The sequence below is a fragment of the Streptomyces sp. NPDC087901 genome (genome assembly GCF_044742205.1).
Lineage (GTDB): Bacteria > Actinomycetota > Actinomycetes > Streptomycetales > Streptomycetaceae > Streptomyces.
Map to the genome: position 1 here is coordinate 112,730 of NZ_JBIUUC010000001.1, position 17,990 is coordinate 130,719.

Sequence of the window (17,990 nt, forward strand, 5' to 3'; positions counted from 1 at the left end):
AGGGACACCGCACATCCGCCTGCCGGAGACACGTTCCGCAGGCCGCCGGCCCGCCTGCGGAACGTCCCGGCGCGCCCTACTTCTTCACGGGGTCCAGGCAGAGAACGAACTTCTCGGCGTCCCACTCCTGCGCGAGCGCGGCCTCGCCGACCGTGCAGGAGTTGGTGTCGAAGGTGTCCTCGATGACCTTGACGACCTTGTAGTTGGCGTCGCTGTCCTCGCAGCCCTTGGTCTCGACGTCGGGGCTGTTCTCGGCGCCGGTGACCTTGACGCAGTCGCCGACCTCGGCGTGCACCGGCGAGTCGGAGGAGATGTAACCGATGCCGAGCTTCACCACCACCGCGACGACGATCATGACGACGACGCCGAGAAGCTTCCTCATCCTGTTGTTCTTGGGGGGTGCGGTAGCGGGCGCAGGTCCAGCCCCGTGAGTGGGCTGCCCCTGCGGGAACTGCGGGGCGGCGGGGGGTGTGGGAGCGCTCATCGGCGGTCTTCCTTGAGGTCGCATGGAGGTCGAACGCACGCACGATATACGAAATATAAGAACCAGGTAAACGCGGTGGCGGCTGCGGACACTCGTGGCAGCGGTTCCCGCATCGCGACGGGCTGGGGAGCTGCCCCGGCGGGGTTCCCGCAGTCGCGGACGGGTGGGCCGGATCCCCGGCCCACCCGTCGTGCTGTGCGGTAGGCGGCGTCAGTGACCCGCCGGTGAATGCGCGGCCGACGGCTTCGCCCGGGCGTGCGCGGCGCCGCCGGTCTTCGCGGCTGCCGCGGCGGCCTTCGGCGCGCCCGGCTTCGCCCGGTGCCCCGGCGGCCCGGCCGCCGGGGCCGGGGCCTCACCGGGAGCCGGCGCCTCCCCGGCGGGAGCCTCGGGCTCCACCGGGCCGGGCTCCGGCTCGGCAGCCGGCGACGGCTCCTGCGACGGCTCCGGAGCCTGCGGGGCGGCCGGAACGGCCGGCTGCATGTCCTTCGGACCACCCGCCGGGGGCAGCCCCAGCGTGTCCAGCGCCTCCTGGGCCCGGGGCGCGTCCAGCGGCGAGAACTGCGGGTTGGTGCGCAGGGCCTCCTCCAGATGGCGGCGGGCCGGACCGAAGTCCTTCAACGCCCTCTGGACCATGCCCAGGTGATACGCGTACGACGCGTTCTGACCACCCGAGTCGACCGCCTGCTCCGCGTACTCCAGTGCCGAGTCCGAATCGCCCGAGCGGTGCAGCGCCCAGCCCAGCGCATCGGCCACCGCCACGCTGTGGTGGCCGCGGCCCCACGCCGCCCGCAGCAGCTCCACCGCAGCGGCCGCGTCGCCGTGGGCGGCCTCGAACCGGCCCAGGAGCAGGGAGTCGTCCACACCCCGCGCCTTCGTCCGGGCCAGCGCCCTGCGCAGCTGCGTGTACTGGTTCACCGAATCGCCGTCCAGGCCGAGCGACTCGTACAGCTCGCCCAGCTCCAGCATGTACGCCGGGCGCGGCGACTTCGTCAGCGCCGCCTGGTAGTCGCGCTGGGCCTCGTCGGTGCGCCCGAGGGCCGCCAGTGCGCGCGCCCGGCCGGCGAGCGACGGATGATGGGCGGGATCGGTGCGCAGAGCGGCCCCGTACTGCGCCACCGCCTCCTCCGGCTCACCCCGCTCCCAGGCCAGCTCGCCCAGCCGGGACAGGCAGGCCGCCTTCTCCGCGGGCGTCTTCGCCCGGTTCGCCGCGTCCTGCGCGGTCGCCAGCGCGTCCTCCCGCCAGCCACGGTCCCGGTACATCTGTGCCGTCAGCCCCAGCGCCGGGACACCGGACCGCAGCGCGGCGTACTTCTCCACGGCCCTGGTCGCCGACTTGTAGTCACCGAGGCCGTTGTACGCGTCGACCAGCTCCGGGTAAACGGTCCACTGCTTGGGCTGCCGGGACCGTACAGTCTCGCCCCACTTCTTCGCCGTCACGTAGTCGTGCCGGGCGTTGGCGAGCGAGGCGAGACCCACCCAGGCCGCCTCGTTCCCCCGCTCTCCCGGCTGCACGTCCAGGGACCGCTTCAGCGCCTGCTCGGCCCGGGCGTAGTACGCCGCGTCCGACGCCCGCTGCCCCCACTGCACGTACGCCGACCCGAGCACCGCCCACGACCGCGCGTCCGACGGATGCGTCCCCACCCACTTCTGCCGGTCACCGATGAGCGCCGTCAGATCGGAGAGCGAGGCGGGGGAGCCCGCGGCCGTCGCGCTCATCGCCCGCGCGACCGGACCCGGCAGGGGCGGCGCCGCGTCCTGGTCGTCGTGGGGCACCGCGACCACCGCACCCGTCACCAGCACCGCCCCCGCCACCACACCGAACGCGGCCCTGCGCAGGGTCGTGCGCAGCGAGGCGGGCGGCGGCTCGGCCAGGGACGCGGGGTCGGGCGGGGACTCGTAGGGCGCGGTGCGGGGAGTCTCGAGGTCTTGGTCCGGCCCGTGGGCCGTCGGGGTCTGCTCTGGCGTGACGTCCATGCCGATCACTCTGCGTCAGTACGAAGAACACACCGCGCCTTGCGAACGCTGCCGCAGACGGGTTCACACCAATGGGCCCGGGTGCGAGTCTTGGATCATGGACGATCTTCTCGAACTACTGCGTGCGGGTCTGCCGGCCGAGGCCGTGGTCACCGATCCGGACATCACCGCCGCCTACTCCAACGACATGGCCAGCTTCTGCGACGCGGGCACCCCCGCCGTCGTCACGCTCCCCCGCACCGTCGAGCAGGTCCAGCACATCATGCGCACCGCCACCGCGCTGCGCGTCCCGGTCGTCCCCCAGGGCGCCCGCACGGGCCTGTCCGGCGCGGCCAACGCCTCGGACGGCTGCATCGTGCTCTCCCTGGTGAAGATGGACCGGATCCTGGAGATCAGCCCCGTCGACCGCATCGCCGTCGTCGAACCGGGCGTCATCAACGCCGTCCTCTCCCGGGCGGTCAACGAACACGGGCTGTACTACCCGCCGGACCCCTCCAGCTGGGAGATGTGCACCATCGGCGGCAACATCGGCACCGCGTCCGGCGGCCTGTGCTGCGTGAAGTACGGGGTCACCGCCGAATACGTCCTGGGACTCGATGTCGTCCTCGCGGACGGACGCCTGCTCACCACCGGCCGCCGCACCGCCAAGGGCGTCGCCGGATACGACCTCACCCGGCTCTTCGTCGGCTCCGAGGGCAGCCTCGGCATCGTCGTCAAGGCCGTGCTCGCGCTCAAGCCGCAGCCGCCGCAGCAGCTCGTCCTGGCCGCGGAGTTCCCCAGCGCGGCGACCGCGTGCGACGCCGTCTGCCGCATCATGGAGCGCGGTCACACACCGTCACTCCTCGAACTGATGGACCGTACAACAGTCCGTGCCGTCAACAAGATGGCGAACATGGGCCTCCCCGACACCACCGAGGCACTCCTGCTCGCCGCCTTCGACACCCCGGACCCCTCCGCCGACCTCGCGGCCGTCGCCGAACTCTGCACCGCGGCCGGAGCCACCGAAGTCGTCCCCGCCGAGGACGCGGCCGAGTCCGAAATGCTGCTCCAGGCCCGGCGGATGTCGCTCACCGCGCTGGAGACCGTCAAGTCGGCGACCATGATCGACGACGTCTGCGTACCGCGCTCGCAGCTCGGCGCCATGCTCGAAGGCACGGCGGCCGTCGCCGAGAAGTACGACCTCACCATCGGCGTCTGCGCGCACGCGGGCGACGGCAACACCCACCCCGTCGTCTGCTTCGACCACACCGACGCCGACGAGTCCCGGCGGGCCCGCGAGTCCTTCGACGAGATCATGGCGCTCGGCCTCGAACTCGGTGGCACCATCACCGGCGAACACGGCGTGGGCGTGCTCAAGAAGGAGTGGCTCGCCCGGGAACTCGGCGACGTGAGCGTGGAACTGCACCGGGGCATCAAACAGGCTTTCGACCCACTCGGCCTGCTCAACCCGGGCAAGGTCTTCTGACGCACCGGCCCAGGGTCCCGCCCGGCTCTCAACTCTCCCCGTCCTGCGACTCGTCCGACGGCCACGGGTCGCTCATCCACAGGTCGTCGGCCGGCAGCGGCGCGAGCAGCTCGGCCAGCGCCTCGTCGATGCCGAGCCGCCCGGACTCCGTACCCGGCGGAACGAGGCCCAGCGTCCGCTCCACCCAGGTGGCCACCGCGGCCGACGGCACCTCCAGCAGGGCGTTGCCGTCGGGCGAGGTCAGCGCCACACAGATGACACTGCGCCCGTCGACCTTCGTGGGCCAGATCCGCACGTCCCCGTGCCCGCACGGCCGGAACACCCCTTCGACCAGCAGATCGCGGGCGAACGTCCAGTGAACGGGGGCGTCCGAGCCGATGTGGAAGGTGATGTGCACGGCGTAGGGATCCTCGGTGCGATACGTCAGCCGGGCGGGCACGGGAATGCTGCGCTCGGGCGACAGGACCAGCTTGAGCTCGAGCTCTCGTTCCACGACGGTGTTCATGAGGTGCGTCCTTTCGATGCCTGTGGGCCGGTCGCACGACCGCCCGCACAGGGAGAGAGCACCCTCCCCGTCATCCATTACGCGACTTCGGGAAAAATATTTCGGGGGGACCGGAAAGTGGCCCAAACGCCAGGACCGGCCCGTTGGCGGGCGGGCGTCTGATAGATGTGGACCCTTGTATTGGGACCGACCCGCAATTGGGGGGTGGGCGACGCCGCCCCCAGTCGCCGGTCGGTCCAAGGCCTCGAAGAGATACGGGACCACGGTGATGAGCGCCCCAACCCCGGCACCCGGTGACGACAGCCCCCGCGAGGGGTACTACCCCGACCCGTCCATTCCCGGATACGTCCGGTACTGGAACGGCGCTTCGTGGGTGCCAGGCACCAGCCGGCCCGCCCCGCAGCAGGGTGAGCCCCTGCCCACCGCACCCGCCGGGGAGGAGGCCGCACCGCACGCCGCCGCACCCGGCCCCGCCGCGGTGGAGGAGACCGGACCGGTCTTCTTCGACGAGCAGCCGTACGAGGGGAACCGCCCCGAACCCGCCACCGCCTGGCAGGCCGACGCCTCCCGGCAGACCGGCTTCGGCGGCGAGCGCGACCGGCGGGTCTCCTGGGGCGGCGAGCCCGGACCCCAGGGCGGGCCCGCCGAGGCCGGTCCGCGGACGCCCGCGGGCGGCACCCCGGACACCGGCGCCCCCGGACCCGTGGACCGGGCCCCCGCCGACCCGCGCCGCCCCGCACCCGCGGACCCCACCCGCGGTGCACTGCCGGGCATGCGCGACGGCAGCGGCCCGGCCCCCGAGAACACCGTCGCCATCCGGGTCGACCGTCCGGGCCGCCCCGCCCGCCCCGGCGGCGGAACCGGTGACACGCCGCGCCCTCCCGCCGACGGCACCGTCACGATGCGCGCCGTGGGACCGGGCGGCAGGACGCCGGGCCCGCGCGGTGCGCAGCAGCCGCCCGAGGACGGCACGCTGACGATCCGTGCGATCACCCCGGGCACCGCACCGCCCGCGCCCGCCGCCCCGCAGCCCGCCGCCCGGCAATCCGCCGCGCAGCCCTCCATGCCCGCTCCGCAGGCCCCTGAGCCCGCCCCCGCCCCGGCCCGGCAGTCCGCGCCCGCCCCGGCCCCCGCGGCGCTCAACAGCCCGCTGACGCCCGGCCCCGGCGGCGGCTCCGCCTCCTGGGCGCAGCAGGCCCATCAGCTGGCCCGGCCCGAACAGAACGCCAGGCCGCAGCCGCCCGTACAGCAGCAACGGCCCGCGTTCCCGCAGCAGTCCCAGCAGGCGCCGCACCCCGACCAGCCCGTCGTGCCCTGGAAGCCCCCGGTCGACGACCACTTCCAGCAGCTCGCCGCGGCCCGGACGGCGGCCCGCCCGGCGGCGCTCGGCAAGCGGTTCGCCGCCCGGCTCATCGACACGGTCGTGCTCGGCGCGCTTGTCGGCGCCGCCGCCGTGCCGCTCGCGGCCCGGGCGGCGGACCACGTCGACGAGAAGATCGACGCGGCCAAGCTGTCCGGCGAGACGGTCACCGTCTGGCTGCTGGACTCCACCACAGCCTCGCTGGGCGGTGCGGTTCTCGGTCTCTTCCTGGTGCTGGGCGTCCTCCTGGAGGCGCTGCCGACCGCGAAGTGGGGCCGTACGCTCGGCAAGAAGCTCTGCGGACTCGACGTACGGGACATCGAGTCCCACGACGCGCCCGGCTTCGGTGCCGCCCTGCGCCGCTGGCTGGTCTACGGGGTGCTGGGCCTGCTGGCCATCGGCGTGGTCAATGTGCTCTGGTGCCTGATCGACCGGCCGTGGCGCCAGTGCTGGCACGACAAGGCGGCTCGCACCTTCGTCGCGGGCTGAGAAGAGGCCGGGGGAGCGACCCGCACGGCTGACGGCCCTTCGGGTGAGGGCCGTCGGACGGATTCCGTTCCCCCGAACGCACCTGAGCCGTTGCGGGCACCCGTGGGGCGGGGTGCACTGCCCGCATGAGCAACGATCAGCCGACGTCCGGTCAGCCGCCCGAGGACGACCCGTTCTCCAAGAAGCCGGACGCGTCCCAGCAGCCGCCGTCATCGGGCTCGCCCTACGGCAGCGCGCCGCCGCCCCCGCCGCCGTACGATCCCGGTCCGTACGGCGGCGGCCGGTACGGCGGAACGGATCCGCTTGCGGGCATGCCACCGCTCGCCGAGCCCGGCAAGCGGATCCTGGCCCGGCTGATCGACTTCCTGATCATCTCGATCCCGCTGTACCTGATCTCGCTGCCCTGGGGCGGCGCGGTCGAGATGTCGGACAACAACAACAACGACGACAACGTGAGTGACGTCTTCGCCCAGACCTACAGCGGGCATCAGCTGCTCTGGTCGCTGATCGCTCTGGTGATCTACGTCGCGTACGACACGTACTTCACGCACAAGGACGGCCGCACCCTGGGCAAGCGGCTGCTGAAGCTGCGCGTCGCGATGCTGAACGACGGCCGGGTGCCGGACACCGGCAGTGCCTTCCTGCGGGCCGTGGTGCTGTGGTTGCCGGCGCTGCTGTGCTGCCCGTGCCTGTGGTGGCTGATCAACATCGTGCTGATGTTCACGGACAAGCCCTACAAGCAGGGGCTCCAGGACAAGGCGGCCAAGACGGTGGTGGTGGTCACCAACTGACGGCCGGCCGGGAGGGCGTCGGCACCCTCCCGGCGGTGACGGTCAGCGTCGCAGCGAGTGCTCGCCCACCCGCTCCGACGCGGCGCGTGCGGCGGGGATCCTGCTCTGTACGGGGTCGAGGGTGCGGCCCTCGGGTCCGGCAGCGGCGGGGACGACGTCGCGGTGTACGGACACCGCGGCCCTTGTCCTCGCCGCTTTCGCTGTCTTCCTGCGCGCCGGCAGGGGAACGGTGACGGCCACCAGCAGACCGAGCGCGAGCGCGGCCGTACCGATGACGGCGATGCCGATGCCCGATTCGGTCCGGGACAGCAGCAGCATGGCGAGGGTCGAGAAGACGACGGTCACCGAACCGTAGGAGAGCTGTGCAGCAGTGGGACGCGGCATGGCGGTATCCGTCCTCGGGACGTCGGATGGGCAGTCTCTCGACACGGTCTCGCTGTCAAGTGACTCTACGACGGTGAATGCCCGAGCGGAACGGGTAGTAAGCGTCACCTAACCCACGGTACCGTTGCACGGGGGGCGCACGGAGTCATCTCGCGCGCCGCTGAAGGGCTTTGGCGCGCCGGTCGGGCGTGGGGCGGTCGTCCGGATAGCGGAAACGCGCTCCTGCATAGTGCACTTGGTCTGTTCAAGTCAAGGTCTGTCTTTTCTTCCGTAACTCCGGTCGAATGTCGTCACTTGTGACGCGTAACCGCGCACGGCCCCTTTACACCTCCAAGGCCGTAGCCGCGGGCGCCGGGGAGGACTGCATCACGTGATCATTAAAAGACGGGCGCTTCGCACCGGGGCGGTTGTCGTGGCCATGGCTGCGACCGCCGCCACCGCATCCGCCTTCGCCACCGCTCAGGCAGATGACCAGGCGTCAGGAACCGCTGCCACCGCCATAGACCGCCGGGACCCGGGGTCGGCCAAGGGTGACGCGCACGACCTGGAAGGCCCGTTCAGCAAGCAGCAGGACGCCCAGCGTCAGGCCGCCCTGGAACAGGTCATATCCGGCGACAAGAAGGTGTCGACGCGCGGCGGCTCCAAGGTCGTCAAGCTCGACGACAAGAAGTACGTCGAGCTCGGCCGCCAGAAGACCGACAAGATCTTCACCGTCCTGGTGGAGTTCGGCGACCAGGTCGACAACACGACCATGTTCGACCCGGACGGCGACGGCCCCAAGCCCGCCGTTCCGAAGTACGGCGGCACGACGGGACCGGCGCACAACAAGATAGCCAAGCCGGACCCCAAGAAGGACAACAGCACCGCCTGGCAGGCCGATTACAACCAGGCCCACTTCCAGGACCTGTACTTCGGCGAGGGTGCCGGCAAGAACTCGCTCAAGACGTACTACGAGAAGACGTCCTCCGGGCGCTACTCGGTCGAGGGCGAGGTCTCCGACTGGGTCAAGGTCCCGTACAACGAGGCCCGCTACGGCTCGAACTACTGCGGTTCGACCAACTGCGCCAACGCCTGGGACATGATCAAGGACGGCGTGAACGCCTGGGCCGCCGATCAGAAGGCCAAGGGCCGTACGCCCGAGCAGATCAAGGCGGACCTGGCTCAGTACGACCAGTGGGACCGTTACGACTTCGACGGTGACGGCGAGTTCAACGAGCCCGACGGCTACATCGACCACTTCCAGATCGTGCACGCCGGCGAGGACGAGTCCGCGGGCGGCGGCGCCGAGGGCACGAACGCCATCTGGGCGCACCGCTGGTACGCCTACGGCACCAACGCCGGCGCGACCGGTCCGGGCGAGAACAAGGCCGGCGGCACGCAGATCGGTGACACCGGCATCTGGGTCGGCGACTACACCGCACAGCCCGAGAACGGCGGCCTGGGCGTCTTCGCCCACGAGTACGGCCACGACCTCGGCCTGCCGGACCTGTACGACACGACCAACACCGCCGAGAACTCGGTCGGCTTCTGGTCGCTGATGTCGGCCGGTTCCTGGCTCGGCACCGGTAAGAACAGCATCGGTGACCTGCCCGGCGACATGACCGCCTGGGACAAGTTCCAGCTGGGATGGCTGGACTACGACGTGGCCAAGGCCGCGACGAAGTCCACCCACAAGCTGGGTGTGTCCGAGTACAACACCAAGAACAAGCAGGCACTCGTCGTCGAGCTGCCCGACAAGGCCGTCACCACCGATGTCACGACGCCCGCCGAGGGCGCCAAGCAGTGGTGGAGCGACATGGGCGACAACCTCAGCAACACGCTGTCGCGTCCGGTCGACCTGACCGGCAAGTCCAAGGCGTCCCTGGACCTTTCGGGCTGGTGGGACATCGAGGCCGACTACGACTACCTCTACACCGAGGTGTCGGACAACGGTGGCGCCAGCTGGGCCGCGATCGACGGCACCGCCGACGGCAAGGCCATCCCGCGCGACGCCAGCGACAAGCCGGCCCTGACCGACGTCTCCGGCAAGTACCAGAAGCTCTCGTACTCGCTGGACGCCTACGCCGGCAAGAAGATCGACATCCGCTTCCGCTACGCCACCGACGGCGGCGCGGGCGGCATCGGCTTCGCCGCCGACACCATCTCGGTCAACGCCGACGGTGCCGCGCTCTTCACGGACAATGCCGAGGGCGACGACAACGGCTGGACCGCGAAGGGCTTCTCGCGGGTGGGCTCGTCCTTCACCAAGGACTACCCGCAGCGCTACATCGCGGAGAACCGCCAGTACGTCTCGTACGACCAGACCCTCAAGGTCGGCCCGTACAACTTCGGTTTCGCCAACACCCGTCCGGACTGGGTCGAGCACTACCCGTACCAGAACGGCCTGCTCATCTGGCTGTGGGACAGCTCGCAGAAGGACAACAACGTCTCGACCCACCCGGGTCACGGCCTGATCCTGCCGATCGACGCGCACGCCAAGCCGCTGAAGTGGGCGAACGGCACGGTCATCCGCAACAAGATCCAGCCGTTCGACGCCCCGTTCAGCTGGTACCCCACCGACGGCTTCACGCTGCACAACGGTGACGTGGCCACGAAGATCAAGCCGCAGCTCGGCGTTCCGGTCTTCGACGACCACAAGGGCACCTACTGGTACGAGGAGAACAAGACCGGCAGCGTGCAGGTAACTGACACCAACACCCGGATCTCGATCATCAACGAGCCGTTCAGCGGCTCCACGGTGACCGTCCGCGTCGGTCCCTCGCACAAGTAATCTCGTAAAACTGCAGGTCAAAGCATGATCGGCCGTCGCCCTCTAGCGGGCGGCGGCCGATCGTGTTTAGGTGCCTCTTGTTCGGATTCTTATTGACACGACGTCTCACGGGGGAGCGCGGAGCATGGCAGGCGGAGGATTCAGCAAATTGCCGAACGGCAGTGTGGTCGTCGCGATCACACTGCCGAGTCCGACGGGAGGCGTGGGGCCGGACACCCCGGTGCGCGTCCTGGTGCACGCGGTCAACCGGGCCCGCGCGCTGACCCGGCTGCGCAATCTGGGCCTGCGCGCCGTCTACCTCCGCGGCAACGCCGAGCCGCCCACCCCGGACGAGATCACCGCCGTCCTGCACCACCCCGACGGCCTCCTGTGGCGCGCGAGACCCGAGCGGGCCCAGGAGCTCTGGCACCCGATACGAGCCCTGCTGAGGCCCGCCCTGCCGGCCCGGCAGAGCTAGTGCCGCGTCAGCCGGGGTCCCCCCCCGTCGCGGGCGGACCCCGACTGACGCGGCACTGGCTGAGGGCTGTCCCGCCGTTCCTGGCGGGACAGCCCTCAGGGCCTCGCTTCCGGGCCTGCCGCCGCTCAGACCACCGGCTTGCCGGACAGCACCACGCCCGCGTCCCGCAGCTCGGCCAGTGCCCGGTCCGTCGTCGCCTCGGCGACGCCCGCGGTCAGATCCAGCAGTACGTGCGTGGCGAAGCCCTCACGGACGGCGTCGAGCGCGGTGGCCCGGACACAGTGGTCGGTCGCGATGCCGACCACGTCGACCTCGGTGACCCCGCGGTCGCGCAGCCACTCGGCCAGTCCCGCACCGTTCTCGTCCTGACCCTCGAAGCCGCTGTACGCGGCTGCGTACGCACCCTTGTCGAAGACGGTGTCGATCGCCCCGGAGGCGACCGCGGGGGCGAAATTGGGGTGGAAGCCCACCCCTTCCGTGCCGGCGACGCAGTGCACGGGCCAGGAGTGCTCGAAGTCCGGCGCCTGCGAGAAGTGGTCACCCGGGTCGATGTGGTGGTCGCGGGTGGCCACCACGTGCCGGTAGCCCGGCTGGGCCTCACCGATCAGGTCGGTGATGGCGGCGGCGACATCGGCGCCCCCGGCCACCGCGAGGCTCCCGCCCTCGCAGAAGTCGTTCTGGACGTCCACGACGATCAAGGCGCGGTGCATGGCGGGTGTCCTTCGGTGGGGGAGGGGTGCGGGGTTACGGGGGTGACATCGAGCCTAGGGAATCAGGCCCGGCTTAGGGAGGGGGCGCTCGCGCAAATCAAGCCCGTCCGGCCAAAATCAAGCCCGTCCGTGCGAAATCGGCCCGTCCGCGCAGATTCTGCCCGTCCGGGCAGAACCAAGCCTGGCCGTGCAATATCGAGCCCGTCCGGCGATTGAGGACAAAGCGACCACCGTGCCCCCCCGGTCGCCACGCCCGCCCCGCACCACGCACCCTCACACGTACTCGGTGGGCAGCACCGGCTCGCCCCGCGACAACTGCATCGCCGACATCGGCAACCCCGCCCGCGAAGCGATATGCCGCTCCCGCGCAGCGTCCAGCGGCTCGCGTGCGACCACCTCGCCGCCCCTGACCAGCTCCACCAGCAGCTGGCGGCCGGCCAGCTCCGGCGGCACCGGACCGGTGCCGATCACCTCGGCCTCGGCCACCCCGTCCTCGTCCAGCCGGCGGGCCGCCCACTTGCGACCGCCCTTCGAGGACTTCGCGCCCAGCGACTTCTTCGCCACCGGCCGCAGCTCGTCCGCCGGGTCGGCCGAGGAGGCTCGGGCGACCAGCTTGTAGACCATCGAGCAGGTGGGGTGCCCGCTGCCGGTCACCAGCTGCGTGCCCACCCCGTACGCGTCCACCGGCGCCGCGGCCAGCGACGCGATGGCGTACTCGTCCAGGTCCGACGTCACCACGATCTTCGTGCCCGTCGCGCCCAGCTCGTCCAGCTGCTGGCGCACCCGGTGCGCGACCAGCAGCAGGTCACCCGAGTCGATCCGAACCGCACCCAGCTCCGTCCCGGCCACCTCGACCGCCGTGCGGACCGCCGCGGTGACGTCGTACGTGTCGACGAGCAACGTCGTGTCACGCCCCAGCGAGTCGACCTGGGCCCGGAACGCGTCGCGCTCGGAGTCGTGCAGCAGAGTGAACGCGTGGGCGCTCGTGCCGACGGTCGGGATGTTGTAGCGGAAGCCCGCGGCCAGGTCGGACGTCGTGTCGAAGCCGCCGATGTACGCGGCACGGGCCGAGGCCACCGCAGACAGCTCGTGGGTGCGCCGGGCACCCATCTCGATCAGCCCGCGCCCGCCCGCCGCCGCCGACATCCGCGAGGCCGCCGCGGCGATCGCCGAATCGTGGTTGAGGATCGACAGGATCACCGTCTCCAGCAGCACGCACTCGGCGAAGGAACCCTCGACCCGCAGGATCGGCGAGCCCGGGAAGTACACCTCGCCCTCCGGGTAGCCCCAGACGTCGCCGCTGAAGCGGTAATCGGCCAGATAGGCGAGCGTGGGCCCGTCGACGACGTTCTGGTCGCGCAGGAAGGTGAGCATCTCGTCGTCGAAGTGGAAGTTCTCCACCGCGTCCAGGACCCGCCCGATGCCCGCGACGACGCCGTAGCGCCGACCCTCGGGCAGCCGGCGGGTGAACGCCTCGAAGACCGAGCGCCGGTCGGCGGTGCCGGCCTTCAGTGCGGCCTGCACCATCGTGAGCTCGTACTGGTCGGTGAAGAGTGCGGTCGACGGCACACCGACCCGTCGCCCAAGGTCCGCTGAGTTCATGCCGGGGATGCTACCCCTATTTCGTCAAAGTGACGAGATGGGGGTGCCGGGCCCGCCGCGCCACCGGCCCCGTTTGTGCGATGCGCCCTCCCGGGTGGCAGCATGGGGTAGGTGAGCGTCGCCCCCGTAGAGATCGAACGTCCCGAATCGGCCGAGGGGAACCTCGTTGTCCCCGAGCCCGACGTCCCCTGGGTGACGCTGGTCCACAACGACCCGGTCAACCTCATGAGCTACGTGACCTATGTCTTCCAGGCCTATTTCGGCTATTCCAAGGACAAGGCGCACAAGCTGATGCTCGACGTCCACCAGAAGGGCCGCGCCGTCGTCTCCAGCGGCAGCCGCGAAGAGATGGAACGCGACGTCCAGGCCATGCACGGCTACGGACTGTGGGCCACCCTCACCCAGGACCGCAACTAACCCTCTCGGCACCCCCAGCCCCCGCCCCGCCCGACCACCATCGGAGAGAACCCATGGCCGGCCACTTCGAGGCCACCCCCGGCGGCGGCGCGGCCGTCGCGCTCGACGAGGTGGAGATCGCGATCCTGCGCTCCCTCGCCGTCCAGCTGCTCGAACTCATCGGCCCCGGCGACGAACCCGCCGAGGGCGAGGACCCGCTCGCCGCCCTCTTCGCCGAGGGCCCCAGCGAACCGCCCTCCGACCCCGCCCTGGCCCGCCTCTTCCCCGAGGCCTACGGCGACGACGACACCGAACTGCGCGCCGCGTCCGCCGAGTTCCGCCGCTTCACCGAGAACGACCTGCGCACCCGCAAGCGCGACGACGCCCTCGTCGTCATCCGCACCCTCGACGCGCTCACACCCGTCGGGGACGACGCAGCCGTACTCACCCTCACCGCCGACGAATGCCGCAGCTGGCTGGGCTCCCTCAACGACCTCCGGCTCACCATCGGCACCCGCCTGGAGGTCTCCGACGAGGACGGCGGCGAGGACGGCTCCCTCTACCGGCTGCCCGACAGCGACCCCCGCAAGCCGATGGTCATGGCCTACCTCTGGCTGGGCGCGCTCCAGGAAACGCTTATCGAAACGCTGATGCCGTAACGCGAGGCACTTGCGGGACTGCGTGGCGTTCGCTCAACGGACGCTCAAATCCGAATAACGATCGCGTCACCTGATCGGTCTTTTTTGCAGCGCCAGGACACCGTTGTCCGCTTTTTCCTGTGGCGTGCGCCACATAATGTCCGGTGGATCTCCGTTGTGGTCGTGATAAATCTTCACGACCACTCGGGGACGCCACCCCTGTTCCCGGGTAGGCGCTACGAGCCGGCAACCACCGGCGGCACTCCATCCATATCCGGGGGGATCAGGACCTGATCCGCAGCCGAAAGGCGCGGATCGGCGTGGAGAAAGGCGCACCACATGACATCGGCGCAGGTCGACGACAAGGGACAAGAAGGCCCGCACGCCGCAGCCGCGGATGCCACCACTTCCGCCGAGGGCTACCAGAGAGCGCTCGGTGCCCGCCAGATCCAGATGATCGCGATCGGCGGGGCCATCGGCACCGGCCTCTTCCTCGGCGCGGGCAAGGCCATCGCCAAGGCCGGCCCCAGCCTCATCCTGGCGTACGCCGTCGCAGGCCTGGTGATCTTCTTCATCATGCGGGCCCTGGGCGAACTCCTCATGTACCGCCCGGTCTCCGGCTCCTTCTCGGAGTACGCCCGCGAATTCATCGGCCCCTTCGCAGGCTTCGTCACCGGCTGGACCTACTGGCTGTTCTGGGTCGTCACCGGAATCACCGAAGTCACCGCAGCAGCCCAGTACATGACGTTCTGGTTCGACATTCCTCAATGGGTGTCCGCACTGATCTTCACGATCATCCTGTACGGCGTGAACCTGATCTCCGTGAAGCTGTTCGGTGAACTCGAATTCTGGTTCTCCATGGTCAAGGTCACCGCCATCGTCGGCATGATCCTCATCTGTGCCGGAATTCTCACCCTCGGCTTCTCCGACGCCGGCGACACCGCATCCGTCACCCACCTGTGGTCCGACGGCGGATTCTTCCCGCACGGCATCAAGGGCACCCTGATGACGCTGCAGATCGTGATGTTCGCCTTCCTCGCCGTCGAACTCGTCGGCGTCACCGCAGGCGAGTCCAAGGACCCCAAGACCGTCCTGCCCAAGGCCATCAACACCGTGCCGTGGCGCATCGCCGTCTTCTACGTCGGCGCCCTCATCATGATCCTCTCGGTCGTCCCCTGGACCGAGTTCTCACCGGACGTCTCCCCGTTCGTCGAAGCCTTCGAGAAGATGGGCCTCGGCCTCGGCGCGGGCATCGTCAACTTCGTCGTCCTGACCGCCGCGCTCTCCTCCTGCAACTCCGGCATGTACTCCACCGGCCGCATGCTGCGCGACCTCGCACTCAACGGACAGGGCCCCAAGGTCTTCACCCGGCTGACGAGGAGCGGCACACCCCTCGTCGGCACCACCGTCTCCGCCGCACTCATGCTCGTCGGCGTCTGGATCAACTACCAGTGGCCCGGTGACGCCTTCACCTACGTCGTCTCCTTCGCCACCATCTCCGGCATGTGGGCCTGGATCATGATCCTGATCAGCCAGCTCCGCTACCGCCGCCTCGCCGACCGCGGAGCCCTCCCGCAGTCCACCTTCCGGGCACCCGGAGCCCCGTACACCAGCGTCTTCGCCCTCGCGTTCATCGGCGTGGTCATCGTCATGATGGGCATCGACAAGGACACCAGGATCTCGCTCTACTGCGCCCCGCTGTGGGCCCTGATCCTCGGCGTCTCGTACCTGGTCCTCAAGGCCCGCAACCCCGAGAACAAGGCCTTCGCGGGCCGCTGAACCACGGGCCCCCGACGGGCCGGTCCCATGATGCGGGCCCCTGCGTACCACTCCTCGGTACGCAGGGGCCCGTCGTCCTATCCTGGGCGCCATGCTGACCATCACCCAGGCGCTGTACGACCAGATCGTCGCGCACTCCCGCGCCGACCACCCCGACGAGGCGTGCGGCGTGGTCGCCGGGCCCGCCGGAACCGGCCGCCCCGAACGCTTCATCCCCATGCTCAACGCGGCCCGCTCGCCCACGTTCTACGAATTCGACTCGGCCGACCTCCTCAAGCTCTACCGCGACATGGACGACCGGGACGAGGAGCCGGTGATCGTCTACCACTCGCACACCGCGACCGAGGCCTACCCCTCCCGCACCGACGTCACGTACGCCAACGAGCCCGGCGCCCACTATGTCCTCGTGTCGACCGCCGACGCCGACGAGGCAGGACCCTTCCAGTTCCGCTCGTACCGCATCGTGGACGGCGAGATCACCGAGGAGGACGTCGAGGTCGTCGACGCCCACCCCGCGCCCTGACCTCGGCACCAGCACCACCCACGACAGACCGGACAGGGCCACGCACCCGGCCCTGTCCACCTGTCGAACATGAACCATCCACCAGCTGAGATCACATACCGGAATCCGGACCGGGAATCGATACGATGAGCCCATGGTTCCCCATGACGTGAGCGACAAGACGCCGGGCACACTGCTCGTGGCGCGCCTGCACGTCGACCTGTGCCGACTCGCCAGCGCGATCTGTACGAACCACCGCACCGCCGGCCGCGAGGCCTGAGCCGGGGCGAGGCCCGGCACCGCCCCACCGGACGCCGCCCTTCACGTACCACTCCCTGCGCGGGGGCAGAGCCGCGCGCCGCACGCCGACCGCCACCACTCCGCTTCGACAGGAGCCCACGCCATGGCCATCGAGGTCCGCATCCCGACCATCCTCCGCACCTACACCGACGGCGCCAAGGCCGTCGAGGGCAACGGGGACACCCTCGCCGACCTCTTCACGGACCTGGAAAGCCGCCACACCGGCATCCGTGAGCGCATCGTCGACGGCGAACAGCTCCGCCGCTTCGTGAACGTCTACCTCAACGACGAGGACGTCCGCTTCCTCGACGGCATCTCCACCAAACTCAGCGACGGCGACAACATCACCATCCTCCCGGCCGTCGCCGGCGGCATGAACTGATGCGCTATGACAGCCCGCTCGCCGCAGTGGGCAACACCCCGCTCGTCCGCCTGCCGCGGCTGTCACCGGCGGACGACGTCCGCATCTGGGCCAAGCTGGAGGACCGCAACCCCACCGGCTCGATCAAGGACCGCCCCGCGCTCCACATGGTCGAGCAGGCCGAGAAGGACGGCCGGCTCACCCCCGGCTGCACCATCCTCGAACCCACCAGCGGCAACACCGGCATCTCCCTCGCCATGGCGGCCAAGCTCAAGGGCTACAGCATCGTCTGCGTGATGCCGGAGAACACCTCCCAGGAACGACGCGACCTGCTCACCATGTGGGGCGCCGAGATCATCCCCTCCCCGGCAGCGGGCGGCTCCAACACCGCCGTCCGCGTCGCCAAGGAACTCGCGGCCGAGCACCCCGACTGGGTGATGCTCTACCAGTACGGCAACCCCGACAACGCGGGCGCCCACTACGCCACCACCGGCCCCGAGATCCTCGCCGACCTCCCGTCGATCACCCACTTCGTCGCAGGCCTCGGCACCACCGGCACCCTCATGGGCGTCGGCCGCTACCTGCGCGAACACGTCGACGGAATCAAGATCGTCGCCGCCGAACCGCGCTACGACGACCTCGTCTACGGCCTCCGCAACCTCGACGAGGGCTTCGTCCCCGAGCTCTACGACGCCTCCGTCCTCACCACCCGCTTCTCCGTCGGATCCGCCGACGCCGTCACCCGCACCCGCGAACTCCTCCAGCAGGAGGGCATCTTCGCGGGCGTCTCCACCGGTGCCGCACTCCACGCGGCGATCGGCGTCGGCAACAAGGCGGTCAAGGCCGGCGAGAGCGCCGACATCGTCTTCGTCGTCGCGGACGGCGGCTGGAAGTACCTGTCGACGGGCGTCTACACCGCCCCCACGACAGAGGCGGCCATCGAAACACTGCAGGGCCAGCTCTGGGCGTAGCCACCCACGCCTTCACCTCCCGAACGCCGGGGGTCCCGGACCACACAGGTCC

At 70.2% G+C, this 17,990-nt stretch carries 18 protein-coding genes; 12 read left to right on the plus strand and 6 right to left on the minus strand.

Features of this window, described 5'->3' with window-relative positions; translation table 11 throughout:
* Window positions 1-76 precede the first annotated feature (76 nt).
* Window positions 77-382 (minus strand): hypothetical protein, encoded by a 306-nt coding sequence (locus ACIOEW_RS00465; RefSeq protein ID WP_362543386.1) that lies wholly within the window; start codon window positions 380-382, stop codon window positions 77-79.
* 312 nt (window positions 383-694) lie between these two features.
* A complete protein-coding gene (locus ACIOEW_RS00470; protein ID WP_401960086.1) occupies window positions 695-2,458 on the minus strand; it encodes a tetratricopeptide repeat protein in 1,764 nt (587 codons plus the stop codon).
* A gap of 97 nt (window positions 2,459-2,555) precedes the next feature.
* Here ACIOEW_RS00470 and ACIOEW_RS00475 point away from each other — a divergent pair, with 97 nt between their 5' ends.
* Window positions 2,556-3,923 carry an FAD-binding oxidoreductase gene (locus ACIOEW_RS00475; protein ID WP_401960088.1) on the plus strand — a complete coding sequence of 456 codons (1,368 nt, stop codon included), beginning with the start codon at window positions 2,556-2,558 and terminating at the stop codon, window positions 3,921-3,923.
* A 28-nt stretch (window positions 3,924-3,951) separates the two neighbouring features.
* Here the strand turns inward: ACIOEW_RS00475 and ACIOEW_RS00480 are convergent, their stop codons facing one another.
* Window positions 3,952-4,428: an SsgA family sporulation/cell division regulator gene (locus ACIOEW_RS00480; RefSeq protein WP_362543377.1), complete on the minus strand. Its 477-nt coding sequence runs from the start codon at window positions 4,426-4,428 to the stop codon at window positions 3,952-3,954.
* A gap of 268 nt (window positions 4,429-4,696) precedes the next feature.
* Here ACIOEW_RS00480 and ACIOEW_RS00485 point away from each other — a divergent pair, with 268 nt between their 5' ends.
* Both ACIOEW_RS00485 and ACIOEW_RS00490 read left to right on the plus strand, forming a co-directional pair.
* On the plus strand, window positions 4,697-6,277 hold the full coding sequence (locus tag ACIOEW_RS00485; RefSeq protein WP_401960091.1) for an RDD family protein: 1,581 nt from the start codon (window positions 4,697-4,699) through the stop codon (window positions 6,275-6,277).
* Window positions 6,278-6,402: 125 nt separating this feature from the next.
* Complete coding sequence (locus tag ACIOEW_RS00490) at window positions 6,403-7,068, plus strand: RDD family protein (RefSeq protein WP_401960093.1); 666 nt, start codon at window positions 6,403-6,405, stop codon at window positions 7,066-7,068.
* A 42-nt stretch (window positions 7,069-7,110) separates the two neighbouring features.
* Here the strand turns inward: ACIOEW_RS00490 and ACIOEW_RS00495 are convergent, their stop codons facing one another.
* Window positions 7,111-7,452 (minus strand): hypothetical protein, encoded by a 342-nt coding sequence (locus ACIOEW_RS00495; RefSeq protein WP_401960096.1) that lies wholly within the window; start codon window positions 7,450-7,452, stop codon window positions 7,111-7,113.
* 370 nt (window positions 7,453-7,822) lie between these two features.
* On the opposite strand from ACIOEW_RS00495, the gene ACIOEW_RS00500 reads away from it, so the two are divergent.
* Together ACIOEW_RS00500 and ACIOEW_RS00505 are read left to right on the plus strand one after the other, a co-directional pair.
* The gene (locus ACIOEW_RS00500; protein ID WP_401960097.1) at window positions 7,823-10,222 is read left to right on the plus strand and encodes an immune inhibitor A domain-containing protein; all 2,400 of its coding nucleotides are present in this window, start codon (window positions 7,823-7,825) and stop codon (window positions 10,220-10,222) included.
* 124 nt (window positions 10,223-10,346) lie between these two features.
* Window positions 10,347-10,679: a hypothetical protein gene (locus tag ACIOEW_RS00505; protein ID WP_401960100.1), complete on the plus strand. Its 333-nt coding sequence runs from the start codon at window positions 10,347-10,349 to the stop codon at window positions 10,677-10,679.
* Between the two features lie 125 nt (window positions 10,680-10,804).
* Here the strand turns inward: ACIOEW_RS00505 and ACIOEW_RS00510 are convergent, their stop codons facing one another.
* Window positions 10,805-11,389 carry an isochorismatase family protein gene (locus tag ACIOEW_RS00510; RefSeq protein WP_362543360.1) on the minus strand — a complete coding sequence of 195 codons (585 nt, stop codon included), beginning with the start codon at window positions 11,387-11,389 and terminating at the stop codon, window positions 10,805-10,807.
* Between the two features lie 273 nt (window positions 11,390-11,662).
* Complete coding sequence (locus ACIOEW_RS00515) at window positions 11,663-12,991, minus strand: nicotinate phosphoribosyltransferase (protein WP_401960101.1); 1,329 nt, start codon at window positions 12,989-12,991, stop codon at window positions 11,663-11,665.
* 111 nt (window positions 12,992-13,102) lie between these two features.
* Between ACIOEW_RS00515 and clpS the strand changes: the two genes are divergently transcribed.
* From clpS to ACIOEW_RS00550, 7 genes are all read left to right on the plus strand, one after another.
* Window positions 13,103-13,408, plus strand: a complete 306-nt coding sequence (gene clpS, locus ACIOEW_RS00520) for an ATP-dependent Clp protease adapter ClpS (protein WP_401960104.1) — start codon at window positions 13,103-13,105, stop codon at window positions 13,406-13,408.
* Window positions 13,409-13,461: 53 nt separating this feature from the next.
* Window positions 13,462-14,046 (plus strand): DUF2017 domain-containing protein, encoded by a 585-nt coding sequence (locus ACIOEW_RS00525; RefSeq protein ID WP_362543354.1) that lies wholly within the window; start codon window positions 13,462-13,464, stop codon window positions 14,044-14,046.
* A gap of 318 nt (window positions 14,047-14,364) precedes the next feature.
* Window positions 14,365-15,804: an amino acid permease gene (locus ACIOEW_RS00530; RefSeq protein WP_401960107.1), complete on the plus strand. Its 1,440-nt coding sequence runs from the start codon at window positions 14,365-14,367 to the stop codon at window positions 15,802-15,804.
* A 91-nt stretch (window positions 15,805-15,895) separates the two neighbouring features.
* Window positions 15,896-16,327, plus strand: a complete 432-nt coding sequence (locus ACIOEW_RS00535) for a M67 family metallopeptidase (RefSeq protein WP_362543348.1) — start codon at window positions 15,896-15,898, stop codon at window positions 16,325-16,327.
* A 133-nt stretch (window positions 16,328-16,460) separates the two neighbouring features.
* Window positions 16,461-16,586 (plus strand): putative leader peptide, encoded by a 126-nt coding sequence (locus tag ACIOEW_RS00540; protein ID WP_261991849.1) that lies wholly within the window; start codon window positions 16,461-16,463, stop codon window positions 16,584-16,586.
* A 123-nt stretch (window positions 16,587-16,709) separates the two neighbouring features.
* Window positions 16,710-16,988, plus strand: coding sequence for a MoaD/ThiS family protein (locus ACIOEW_RS00545; RefSeq protein ID WP_326736416.1), 279 nt, complete (start codon window positions 16,710-16,712; stop codon window positions 16,986-16,988).
* Window positions 16,988-17,938 (plus strand): cysteine synthase, encoded by a 951-nt coding sequence (locus ACIOEW_RS00550; RefSeq protein ID WP_362543344.1) that lies wholly within the window; start codon window positions 16,988-16,990, stop codon window positions 17,936-17,938. Before ACIOEW_RS00545 ends, ACIOEW_RS00550 begins: the two co-directional genes overlap by 1 nt.
* Window positions 17,939-17,990: the final 52 nt, after the last annotated feature.

Excerpts from the sequence above, each read along its gene's own strand:
- ACIOEW_RS00465 (WP_362543386.1), bottom strand. The coding sequence starts at position 382 with ATGAGGAAGCTTCTCGGCGTCGTCGTCATGATCGTCGTCGCGGTGGTG.
- ACIOEW_RS00470 (WP_401960086.1), bottom strand. The coding sequence starts at position 2,458 with ATGGACGTCACGCCAGAGCAGACCCCGACGGCCCACGGGCCGGACCAA.
- ACIOEW_RS00475 (WP_401960088.1), top strand. The coding sequence starts at position 2,556 with ATGGACGATCTTCTCGAACTACTGCGTGCGGGTCTGCCGGCCGAGGCC.
- ACIOEW_RS00480 (WP_362543377.1), bottom strand. The coding sequence starts at position 4,428 with ATGAACACCGTCGTGGAACGAGAGCTCGAGCTCAAGCTGGTCCTGTCG.
- ACIOEW_RS00485 (WP_401960091.1), top strand. The coding sequence starts at position 4,697 with ATGAGCGCCCCAACCCCGGCACCCGGTGACGACAGCCCCCGCGAGGGG.
- ACIOEW_RS00490 (WP_401960093.1), top strand. The coding sequence starts at position 6,403 with ATGAGCAACGATCAGCCGACGTCCGGTCAGCCGCCCGAGGACGACCCG.
- ACIOEW_RS00495 (WP_401960096.1), bottom strand. The coding sequence starts at position 7,452 with ATGCCGCGTCCCACTGCTGCACAGCTCTCCTACGGTTCGGTGACCGTC.
- ACIOEW_RS00505 (WP_401960100.1), top strand. The coding sequence starts at position 10,347 with ATGGCAGGCGGAGGATTCAGCAAATTGCCGAACGGCAGTGTGGTCGTC.
- ACIOEW_RS00510 (WP_362543360.1), bottom strand. The coding sequence starts at position 11,389 with ATGCACCGCGCCTTGATCGTCGTGGACGTCCAGAACGACTTCTGCGAG.
- ACIOEW_RS00515 (WP_401960101.1), bottom strand. The coding sequence starts at position 12,991 with ATGAACTCAGCGGACCTTGGGCGACGGGTCGGTGTGCCGTCGACCGCA.
- ACIOEW_RS00525 (WP_362543354.1), top strand. The coding sequence starts at position 13,462 with ATGGCCGGCCACTTCGAGGCCACCCCCGGCGGCGGCGCGGCCGTCGCG.
- ACIOEW_RS00530 (WP_401960107.1), top strand. The coding sequence starts at position 14,365 with ATGACATCGGCGCAGGTCGACGACAAGGGACAAGAAGGCCCGCACGCC.
- ACIOEW_RS00535 (WP_362543348.1), top strand. The coding sequence starts at position 15,896 with ATGCTGACCATCACCCAGGCGCTGTACGACCAGATCGTCGCGCACTCC.
- ACIOEW_RS00540 (WP_261991849.1), top strand. The coding sequence starts at position 16,461 with ATGGTTCCCCATGACGTGAGCGACAAGACGCCGGGCACACTGCTCGTG.
- ACIOEW_RS00545 (WP_326736416.1), top strand. The coding sequence starts at position 16,710 with ATGGCCATCGAGGTCCGCATCCCGACCATCCTCCGCACCTACACCGAC.
- ACIOEW_RS00550 (WP_362543344.1), top strand. The coding sequence starts at position 16,988 with ATGCGCTATGACAGCCCGCTCGCCGCAGTGGGCAACACCCCGCTCGTC.